10 protein-coding genes are annotated in these 10817 nt (G+C 43.4%); 3 read left to right on the forward strand and 7 right to left on the reverse strand.

The features are described from left to right. Nucleotides 1-97: 97 nt before the first annotated feature. On the reverse strand, nt 98-1120 hold the full coding sequence (locus tag AC37HE_RS05305; protein ID WP_500781748.1) for a rod shape-determining protein: 1023 nt from the start codon (nt 1118-1120) through the stop codon (nt 98-100). A 23-nt stretch (nt 1121-1143) separates the two neighbouring features. Further along, on the reverse strand, nt 1144-2736 hold the full coding sequence (gene purH, locus AC37HE_RS05310) for a bifunctional phosphoribosylaminoimidazolecarboxamide formyltransferase/IMP cyclohydrolase (RefSeq protein WP_500781749.1): 1593 nt from the start codon (nt 2734-2736) through the stop codon (nt 1144-1146). 210 nt (nt 2737-2946) lie between these two features. Between purH and AC37HE_RS05315 the strand changes: the two genes are divergently transcribed. Continuing rightward, nucleotides 2947-4200, forward strand: a complete 1254-nt coding sequence (locus tag AC37HE_RS05315; RefSeq protein WP_500781750.1) for an ABC transporter permease — start codon at nt 2947-2949, stop codon at nt 4198-4200. 50 nt (nt 4201-4250) lie between these two features. Here AC37HE_RS05315 and AC37HE_RS05320 read toward each other — a convergent pair whose 3' ends face one another. The 5 genes from AC37HE_RS05320 to rsmA are packed head-to-tail and all read right to left on the reverse strand — an operon-like array spanning nt 4251 to nt 8735. Beyond that, the gene (locus tag AC37HE_RS05320) at nt 4251-5213 is read right to left on the reverse strand and encodes a succinylglutamate desuccinylase/aspartoacylase family protein (RefSeq protein WP_500781751.1); all 963 of its coding nucleotides are present in this window, start codon (nt 5211-5213) and stop codon (nt 4251-4253) included. 4 nt (nt 5214-5217) lie between these two features. Next, on the reverse strand, nt 5218-6090 hold the full coding sequence (gene rimK / locus AC37HE_RS05325; RefSeq protein WP_500781752.1) for a 30S ribosomal protein S6--L-glutamate ligase: 873 nt from the start codon (nt 6088-6090) through the stop codon (nt 5218-5220). Between the two features lie 18 nt (nt 6091-6108). Then, nucleotides 6109-6585, reverse strand: coding sequence for an ATP-dependent zinc protease family protein (locus AC37HE_RS05330; protein WP_500781753.1), 477 nt, complete (start codon nt 6583-6585; stop codon nt 6109-6111). After that, on the reverse strand, nt 6582-7943 hold the full coding sequence (gene mgtE, locus AC37HE_RS05335; RefSeq protein ID WP_500781754.1) for a magnesium transporter: 1362 nt from the start codon (nt 7941-7943) through the stop codon (nt 6582-6584). Before mgtE ends, AC37HE_RS05330 begins: the two co-directional genes overlap by 4 nt. Nucleotides 7944-7958: 15 nt before the next feature. Beyond that, on the reverse strand, nt 7959-8735 hold the full coding sequence (rsmA, locus tag AC37HE_RS05340) for a 16S rRNA (adenine(1518)-N(6)/adenine(1519)-N(6))-dimethyltransferase RsmA (protein ID WP_500781755.1): 777 nt from the start codon (nt 8733-8735) through the stop codon (nt 7959-7961). Between the two features lie 195 nt (nt 8736-8930). Between rsmA and AC37HE_RS05345 the strand changes: the two genes are divergently transcribed. Both AC37HE_RS05345 and AC37HE_RS05350 read left to right on the forward strand, forming a co-directional pair. Beyond that, the gene (locus tag AC37HE_RS05345; RefSeq protein ID WP_500781756.1) at nt 8931-9926 is read left to right on the forward strand and encodes a lysylphosphatidylglycerol synthase transmembrane domain-containing protein; all 996 of its coding nucleotides are present in this window, start codon (nt 8931-8933) and stop codon (nt 9924-9926) included. Between the two features lie 29 nt (nt 9927-9955). Further along, on the forward strand, nt 9956-10817 hold an 862-nt coding region (locus tag AC37HE_RS05350), incomplete at its 3' end, for an ABC transporter permease (protein WP_500781757.1).

Here is a 10817-nt window from a genome sequence, read left to right on the forward strand (position 1 = left end):
CTTCTAACAACAGAAAAAGTAAAATGAAATAATTTCGCGCCAGAAAGCGTATCAAACTTCTCATTTACCGGAAAGTTTGCTCTTTCCTGGTCTGGATTTACCGGATCAGGAAAGAGAATTTATCAACGTTTTTAAGTGCAATACCTGTACCGCGGGCAACTGCACGCAATGGATCTTCGGCAACGTGGAAAGGAATATTGATCTTTTCAGATAAACGTTTGTCCAATCCGCGGAGCAAGGCACCACCACCAGCCAGGTAGATTCCCTTATTTACAATGTCGGCATACAATTCAGGAGGTGTTAATTCCAAAGCACTCAGAATTGCCGTTTCAATTTTTGAAATCGACTTTTCGAGGCAGTGCGAAATTTCCTGATACGATACCGGAACTTCAATCGGAAGAGCTGTCATTTGATTCGGCCCCTGAACGATATAATCGTTTGGCGGCGTTTCTAATTGCGAAAGTGCTGATCCAACGTTGATCTTGATATCTTCGGCAGTACGTTCACCTACTTTAATGTTATGTTGGTGACGCATATATTCCATAATGTCGGCCGTTAAATCGTCGCCGGCAATACGAATCGACTTGTTTGTTACAATACCACCTAACGAAATTACCGCGATTTCAGTTGTACCACCACCGATGTCAACAATCATGTTTCCTTCAGGTGCCTCTACGTCGAGTCCGATACCGATTGCTGCAGCCATTGGTTCGTAGATCATATAAACCTCACGACCACCGGCATGCTCGGATGAGTCGCGTACAGCACGAATCTCAACTTCGGTTGAACCGGATGGAATACAAACCACCATTTTTAACGAAGGTGAAAACATTCGTGATTTAGGATTGATCATTTTGATCATCCCGCGAATCATTTGCTCTGCCGCGTTGAAGTCGGCAATTACACCATCGCGTAACGGGCGAATCGTTTTCAGGTTTGGCGGAGTACGTCCTTCCATCTGACGGGCTTTTTCGCCAATCGCAAAAAGCTTTTCAGTCTTCATGTCGATAGTTACAACTGAAGGCTCGTCCAATACAATTTTATCGTTTTGTATGATGATGGTATTTGCTGTCCCCAGGTCAATAGCAATTTCCTGGGTTAAGAATGAAAACAATCCCATGTATTAAATCTCCTAATGTCAAATTAATGTTTAAAGTGACGGCGACCGGTAAACAGCATGGCAATGCCAAATTCGTCACAAGCTTCAATCACTTCCTCGTCGCGAATACTACCACCCGGCTCAACAATGTATTTCACACCATATTCGTTGGCTGCTTCAATACTGTCGCGGAATGGGAAGAAAGCATCTGAAATAACAACAGATTCTTCAATTTTTACACCTTCTTTCAGGTCGAAGCGAGGCATTGTCAATTGGCGCATACTGTCCAGACGGTTTGGTTGTCCCATACCGGCTCCTGTTAACCAGAATGATCCGTCTTCTTTTTCAGTAACAATAGCAATGGCATTACTTTTTAAATGCTTACATGCTGTAATACCAAACTTGGCTAAATTCATTTTATTGCTGTCGAACTGAATTTTTGTCACGTTCTTGAATTCGCTGTCCATACCTTCATCTTCGTCCTGAACAAGCATACCACCGCTGATTGAGCGGAACAATTTTTCGCTGGTTGTTTCAGCTTTTACCGGAGTAACCAGCAAGCGAAGATTCTTCTTTTTACTGAAAATTTCCAACGCTTCAGGAGTGAAGGCCGGTGCGATGATGATCTCAACGAATTTTTTACCGAACCATTGAGCGACTTCTGCAGTAACCGTATCTGTGAAGCAGATGATTGAACCGAAAGCACTGATAGGGTCACCTTCCCAAGCCAAATCCAATGATTTCAGAATATTGTCGGTAACAGCCAGTCCGCAAGGGTTAAGGTGTTTGATGACAGAGACCGCCACTTTGTTTTCGATGTGTGTTACCGAGTGGTAAGCATCCGAAACTGATTTCCAGGCTGCATCGGCATCCAGCAGATTGTTATACGACAACTCTTTGCCTTGCAACACCTGGGCATTAGCCAAAGTTACTTGTGAATCGGCATTGTCGAACTTGTAGAAAGTCGCCGATTGGTGCGGGTTTTCGCCATAACGCAATACTTTGCCGTCGTTCAGGCTAATCCGGTTTTTATCGTTGATGCCACTGCCGTTAAAGTAGTTGAAAATGGCTGAGTCGTAGTGTGAAGAAGTTGCAAATGCTTTGCGGGCAAATTCTTTGCGGTCTTCCAATGAGCTTTCGCCATTTTTTGAATTCAGTAATTCAATGAAATCTTCATATTGATCTCGTGAAGAAACGATAATAACGTCGTTGAAGTTTTTCGCTGTTCCTCGGATCAGTGCAATACCACCGATGTCAATCTTCTCGATAATATCTTCTTCGGAAGCTCCGGAAGCAACCGTTTCTTCGAAAGGGTAGAGGTCAACAATCACCAAATCAATTTCAGGAATCTCGTATTGGGCGATTTGTTCCTGGTCACCAGCGTTTTCGCGACGGTTCAGGATACCTCCAAATATTTTGGGGTGAAGGGTTTTTACACGTCCACCAAGAATTGACGGATAACCGGTCAGGTTTTCAACAGCTGTAACGGGAATGTCTAAACTCTCGATAAAACTTTGAGTACCACCAGTTGAGTAAAGTTCAACACCTAATTCATTCAGTTTTTTTACAATTACATCGAGTCTATCCTTATGATAAACCGAAATAAGGGCCGATTTTATCTTTTTTAAATCCTTCATTTACAAATGGTTAAAAATGCGTCGCAAAGATAGTAATTTCTGTGAATTTATCTGATTGGATTTCACATCTATTCTGAAAAACTTAGCCATGAAAATAGAAAGTTTTTTTGGTACAGAAAAGATGTTGACCACCGTGTTTCAAAATAAAATTGAGAGCGCATGGGGATGAGGGAAAATGAATTCTTTTAACTTTACAGAAAATGGTACTTGATGCTTCTGTTACGATTAATCATAGAGAGCTTTGCTTTTTCCATCAATGCGCTTCGGGCTAATAAATTGCGAACGATATTGTCGTTGCTGGGAATTACAATTGGAATTTTTGCTATCATATCGGTTTTTACCGTGATCGATTCGTTGGAGAAATACATGCGCAATAGCCTGAGCTCCCTTGGAACGAATATGGTTTTTATTCAGAAGTGGCCCTGGACGCCTCCTGAGGGAGAATCGGAATATCCATGGTGGCGCTATATGAACCGTCCTGTGCCGAAAGTGCAGGATGTTGATGATTTGCTAAAACGCTCTTCAACGACGGATAAAGCTGCATTCCTTTTTGGGTTCAATGCAACGGTACAGTTTGAAGGGGATGTTGCTGAGAATGTAGAGGTAATGGCAACAACCTATGATTTATTTGATTTGTGGAATCTGGAAGTTGAGCGCGGGCGTTATTTTACCGAGTCGGAAATGTACAGTGGTACCCCGATGGCGGTAATCGGAGCTGAGTTGGCTGATCGGTTGTTTCGGGGGATAAATCCCATTGGAAAGCAAGTCAAAGTTAAAGGGCGGCGTGTGCTGATTATTGGTACCTATAAGCGAAAGGGAATTGATATGTTTGGAACTAGCATGGATAAACGCCTGCATATTTCGACTGCCTTTGCTGCATCGATGGTTGACTTTAAAGACCGCGATATGGGGCAAACGATTAATGCCCGGGCAAAAGCCGGTGTTGAGAAGGATTTGTTCCTGGCCGACATTGAAGGAGCCATGCGAAGTATTCACCAGTTACGTCCGATGGAGGATAACGATTTTGCGGTAAATGAAACCGGGGTCATTTCGAATCGTTTCGATTCCTTTTTTCTCGTTTTCAATATTGCAGGGGCTGTAATTGGCGGGTTCAGTATTTTGGTTGGTGGTTTTGGAATTGCCAATATCATGTTTGTATCAGTCAAGGAGCGAACCCGGGTAATTGGAATTCAAAAGTCGCTGGGAGCGAAACGCTATTTCATTTTATTGCAGTTTATTTTCGAGGCTGTTATTCTTTCATTGATTGGAGGGTTGATTGGCTTGGTGTTGGTATTTGGAGGTGTATTGATTGTGAGTAGTGCTGCCGATCTACATTTAACCTTAAGTCTTAAAAATATTGTACTTGGTTTAATGGTTTCCGGTGTAATTGGTTTGATTGCCGGTTCCGTGCCGGCTTGGATTGCCTCACGTCTTGATCCGGTTGCAGCAATCAATGCCGCATAATTCTCCCATAGATTTGTTTGGGCTTAAATCTTCAGGTTATTCTCGGTTGCTTACTCAGTCTTCCCCAAGTGGATGAGTGCATCGCCTTGGTAAATGATGGGGGCGTGGTTGAGCCCGATAATATAACCGCTTTCCGGAATCCTTACTGCTTTTTCAAATGCGCCGTAAGGATCGGATATGCTACCAATGATATCTCCTTTTTCAACTTTGGCACCATCCTTTACATGGAAACGAAACATTCCGCCATGGCGAGCCCTGATCCAGTTGGAGCGGCGAATGAGAATCGGGTCGTTGCCGTTCATGGTGGCAATTTCTGCCGAGAAATCTCGCATGTTTAGGTGGTGCATTAATCGCAAAACACCATTTACGCCTCGTTGTGTGATCCGGTTGTGGATGTCGAGCGATTTGCCACCTTCGAAAAGAATGATTTTTTTACCGGCTTTGGTGGCTGCCTCACGAAACGACTTTTCACGGTCGGGAGCCATGACGATGAAGCGAGGCCGGAAAACTTTTGCCAGTTCAAGCAGATCGGGATGCTCTTTGCTGATTCGAATTTGCGAACTGTTGAAGCGGTTTGAACCTCCCGTATGAAAGTCGACTATATAGTCGGCAACAGGGAGAATTTTATTCATGAGGTTCCAGGCAAACAGGCTGGCCAGGGATCCGCTTTGTGTCCCCGGAAACATGCGATTGAGATCTTTGCCATCCGGGAATTCGCGGGTTTGGTTGAGAAATCCGAGGACATTCAGGGCAGGAATACAAATGACTGTGCCATGGGTTGGTTTATTGTATTTTTGCGCAATAAGCCCGCGTATGATCTCTACGCCATTGATTTCGTTACCATGAATGCCTCCGATCAAAAGTAAAACCGGACCGGCTTCTCTGCCTCGCTCAATTATTACAGGCACCTCAATCTTGTTGTGGGTGTGCAATCGGGCCGTTTCCAGGTTGATAATTGTTTTTCTACCTGATGGGATTGTTTGCCCGAGCAATTGAAGTGGCTGATTTTTCATGCTGTTAAACGTTTCTTTCTACATATCGGATAATGTTGTTGGCAATGTCTTTCCCGGTTGCTGCTTCAATACCCTCCAGGCCGGGAGAGGAGTTGACTTCCAGGATCAGCGGGCCGTGTTTTGATTGCAGTATGTCAACACCGGCAATGCCGAGGCCCATAACACGAGCAGCCTTTAGTGCTGCATTTTCTTCTTCCTCGCTTAGCTCATAAACCGAAGCAGAGCCGCCGCGGTGTAGATTCGAGCGGAACTCGCCTTCTTTGGCTTGCCGTTTCATGGCACCAACAACCACTCCGTCGACTACAAATACCCGAATGTCGGATCCTTTTGCCTCTTCGACATATTCCTGTACAATTACCCGGGCTTTTAAGCCATTGAAGGCCTCGATCACCGACTCCGCGGCATTGTCGTTTTCAGCTAAAACCACGCCCAGACCCTGTGTGCCTTCCAGTAGTTTGATAACCACCGGTGCTCCGCCAACACTTTTTAGAATGTCACTAACGTTGCGGGAGTAATTGGTGAAAACCGTTTTGGGGAGTCCCAGCCCGGCACGACTTAAAATTTGAAGGCTGCGTAGTTTATCGCGTGAGCGAACAAGAGCTTGGGACTCGATGGCTGAAAATACTTTCATCATTTCGAACTGCCGAACAACGGCGGTTCCATAGAACGTTACGGAAGCTCCAATGCGTGGAATAACAGCATCGACATGCTCGAGCATGTGACCTTTGTAAATGATTGCAGGTTTCTTTTTTTCAATCACTAAGTCGCATTTGGAGTGATCGACTACCAGCATCTGGTGTCCCTTCTTTTCTCCGGCTTCAACCAATCGTTGGGTTGAATAGAGATTAAGGTCGCGGGATAAAATGACAATTTTCACTTTGTTTTAGTACTATATTTATTGATGTCTGTTTTCTTGCTTTTTGAGCATTAATGACCATACTTCATTTTTGGCGGATAGTCTCGTTTTGGAGCTATCAATCACAAAGCGACGCGAAAGAAACTGGCGCCCCAGTAAAACCGGGAATTTCATTTGTCCGCGTTCACTTAATGTCAGTTCAATCGGGAAATTTTGATTGAAGAGACGGATTTGAGTTTCAATGCAATACCGTTCTTCCATCTGCCCGTTTGAGCTGCGGATTCGCCTTTTTGTGAAGCGGTCAAATATAAATTCTTTGTTGTGATATTGCGCATGATCGGGATCTAAAAAATTGCAATGCAGTTTTTTTTCTCCGTCTTGCTCGATAAGCTCAATGTTATGACAATGAAAGCTGGAGGTAAATGCTCCGCTATCAATCTTTACTTCAATGTTTTCAAGCTGAAGTTCCGGGAATTCAGCCTCATCGTAACGACCGATCAGAATTCTTTTTTTCATCCAAGCATATTAAAAAAGAAGTTGGCAACACCCATATAGAGTAAAAGCCCAAGTATATCGTTCATTGTGGTAATAAAGGGGCCGGTTGCAACTGCCGGATCAACCTTAAACCGGTTTAATATGAGCGGAATTAAGGTACCGAAGAGCGATGCACAGACGATGACGATGAAGAGGGTGCAGCTAACGGTTAATGTGAGTTTGTAACTATCGCTGAACAGGTAGTTGTAGCCGAAAATCAATAAGGCAAAAAATAAGCCGGTAATCAAACCAACTCCCAACTCTTTAAAGAGTTTTTTACTGAGAGTATCGAATTTTCGGGTTCCGGCAGCGAGTGTTTGCACAACAATTGACGACGACTGAACGCCTACGTTACCAGCTGTTGCAGCAATTAGTGGGATGAAAAAAGCCATTGCCGGTATCTGATTCAGAGTGGCCTGATGCGAGCTTAGCACCTGGGCGCCGGTTAGTCCGCCAAAAGTGCCAATCAGTAACCAGGGGATGCGCACTCTTGTTAGTCGCCAAACATTGTCGGTCGATTCGACATCACCGGTGATCCCTGAAACCATTTGATAGTCCTTGCCGGTTTCCTCACGAATCACATCAACAACGTCATCGATTGTGATTCGTCCTTTTAGTCGGCCAATCTGATCAACGACAGGTAATACGACCAAGTCGTATTTTTCCATGATTTGGGCAACTTCTTCCTGGCTGGCATCGGTTTTTACCCACTGAATATCTTCGTTTATTAAGTCTTTTACCTTGCTGTGTGTTGGTTTCTGAATCAACTTTGAAAGTGAAAGTACGCCTTTGAGTATATTGTCGTCGTCGATAACATAGACGTAGTAAATTTCGTCGATTTCTTCCGATTGACTTGAGATTTCCTTCAGGCAGGTTTGAACGTTCCAGTTTTCGTTCACTTTAACCAATTCCTTGGCCATCAAGCCCCCCGCAGTATCTTCGTCGTATTCCAGCAAATCCGCAATATCGCCGGCTTGTTCTTTGTCTTCAATTTCCGAAAGAACGGCTTCAACAACCTCTTCTTCGAGTTCCCCCATAATATCGGCTGCATCGTCCGAATCCATGTGCTCGACAAACTGATGGGCGATAACCTCGGGAGGGAGTACCCTTAAGAAACGACGACGAACATTTTCAGGTATTTCCAATAAGACGTCGGAAGCCATCTCTCCATTCAGTTGAAGGTAGAGGTATTTCGCTTCATCCATGGTTAACTTGTCCATGATTTCCGCGATGTCGGTGGGGTGCAAATCTTCCAGCATCTTCAAAACTTCAGCGGATGATTCTGTTTCAATCAAATCCTGAAGTTTGAGGATAAATTCCATGTTCAATTCAACGCTCATAGGCTTCCGGGGTTTTTATGGCTGAGCCTGAATCAGCCGGGTTAAATTTTCGAAGTCGGTAACGCTTAGTTGTTCCGGTCGAAGATTAAAAATTTCGTTTGCTTTGAGATCTTCATCGGTAATAAATTGCTTCAGCGAGTTGCGCATCGTCTTTCGGCGCTGGTTGAAAGCTGCTTTGATGATGGTTGCAAACAATTTTTCGTCACAGTCCAGCTTTTTACGCTTATTGCGGGTTAAGCGAATAACCGCCGACTTTACTTTGGGTGGCGGGTTGAAGACGTTCTCGTGTACTGTAAAAAGATATTCGATATCGTAATAAGCCTGAAGCAATACGCTCAGGATTCCATATGTCTTCGACCCCGGACCGGTTGCCAAACGCTCGGCAACTTCTTTTTGAATCATTCCGACAACTTCGGGAACCTGGTTCTTATAATCCAAAACTTTGAAAAATATTTGCGATGAAATGTTGTATGGGAAATTCCCGATCACTGCAAACTTTTCAGGAAAATATTCTTCCAGCTTCAGTTTTAGAAAATCTTTCGAGATGATCCGGTCTGTCAAATCCGGATAATGCTGTTTCAGGTAATCAACCGACTCGTGGTCGATTTCCACAACCGAAGTTTTGAAGTCAGGGTTTTGTAGTAAATACTGCGTCAAAACGCCCATTCCCGGGCCAATTTCCAAAACGTCAGAAATTGACTCAGCGTGCAAACTGTCAACAATTTTGCGAGCAATGTTTTGATCTTTTAAAAAATGTTGCCCTAAATTTTTTTTAGCCCTAACTGTGGTCATTGTTACTTAACTAGTGATTCGAATTCTCGAATATGTTTTTAAAAAGAATGAGGTTTAAAACAAATATTTATTTTTGTCGCGAATTCTGGCTTTTTTAAAGGCGTGCAAATTTAAAAAAGTACTTATAAAAATGCTTGAAAGTGGTGCTAAACCTTTTTTAAAAATAGCGCATTTTCAGAAATAAACAAGTTGGTTTTGAAACATAAGCTATTGAAAATTCTTAAAGTCCTGGCCTTTTTTGCCTTGGGCATGGTCATTTTTTGGCTCGTTTACAAAGATCAGGATGTTAAGCGTATAGAATCCATTCTAAAGAATGATGTTAACTATACCTGGATTTGGGTTTCGCTGTTTTTAGGTTTGTTGAGCCACATTAGCCGAACGCTTCGTTGGGGCCTCATGATTGAGCCTCTGGGGCGTCGTCCGCGTACCTTGAATACCTTTTTGGCGGTGATGGTCGGTTATCTGATGAACCTGGTTATTCCGCGGATGGGGGAAATTTCCCGTTGTGGCGTGTTGGCCAGGTACGAGAAAATGTCTTTCACCAAGTTGGTGGGGACGGTTGTTACCGAGCGAATTATCGACGTTATCATGATGCTGCTGCTGACGCTCATTGTTATTGGCACCCAGTTTGGAAAGCTGATTCAGTTTTTGCATAATAACCCACAGGTGGAAGAAAAGGTGAAAAGCATAACCTTATCGCCAATCGCAATCCTGACAGTGATTGTAATTGTTGCCCTCTTTTATTTCTTCAGACAAAAGATTAAACATTCTGCTCTGTTTCATAAAATTCGTGAATTTTCGCAAAAATTTGGTGAGGGACTTCGAACGATTAAAAATATGAAGAATAAGGGGGTCTTTATTTTTCATACGGTGTTTATTTGGGTGATGTATTACCTGATGCTGTATGTTGTATTCTTTGCTTTTGGCTTCACTTCGAACTTGACAGCCATTGCTGGTTTAATGACTTTTGTGTTAGGTAGTTTTGGCATGGTCGCACCGGTTCAGGGAGGTATTGGAGCATGGCATTTTATGGTTATTCAGGCACTCATTGTTTATGGTGTAAGTAAATCTGATGCTGTTGTTTTTGCTTTTCTGGCCCACTCTTCAATGACTGCCATGTTGATTTTGATGGGGGTAGTTGCCTGGGTGATTCTTCCTTTTGTTAATCGTCGAACCGCAGAAAGTTTGTAGATTTAGGGGCTAACTTTCAATCCCTTGATTTGAATACCGAATTATTTATAGCACGGCGGCTGTTTTCTTCGAAAGATTCGGAGCAGCATCTGTCACGACGAATTGTACGTTTGGCTGTTGCCGGCATTAGCCTGGGAATGGTTGTGATGATCCTGTCGGTTGCTATTGTTACGGGCTTTCAACGTGAAATTGCCGGAAAGGTGAATGGCTTTGCTGCACACCTCCAGATTGTGAACTACGACAGTAACCAGAGCTATCAGACGGTTCCGATTGATGAGAATCAGCCCTTTCTTGCTTCATTAGACTCCATCCCCGGTATTCGGCATATTCAAAAATTCGCCACCAAACCCGGTATTATTAAAGCTGGTGATGAAATTCAAGGTGTTGTATTGAAGGGAATTTCAAGCGATTTTGACTGGCATTTTTTTGAGAAGTATAAAGTTGAAGGTAAAAAGATCAAACTTGATTCGGCTCGTTCGGATCAAGTGTGGATCTCGGAGCAGATCTCCGCTTTACTTAAGCTGAAACTTGGGGATAAATTCCGGATGTATTTCCTAAATGCTGATGAGAAGCTCCCCCGGATTAGGCAGTTTACCGTTGGTGGAATTTTTAAAACAGGATTAGAAGAGTTCGACCGAATGTTTGTACTGGCTGATCTTCGGCATGTACAGCGTTTAAATAATTGGACGGACAGGCAAATTAGTGGCTTTGAGATTTTTGTTGATGATCTGGATCAGTTGAGTGAGATAAACAGCCAAGTACGTGGCTTGGTACTTGAAAGTCTGGCGGCTGATGCTCCGATGTTGCGCGTAGTTAATGTCAAAGAGAAGTACCCTTATATTTTCAATTGGTTAGACCTGTTGGATATGAATGTGTGGATCATTTTGCTCC

This window comes from Mangrovibacterium sp. (assembly GCF_059905295.1).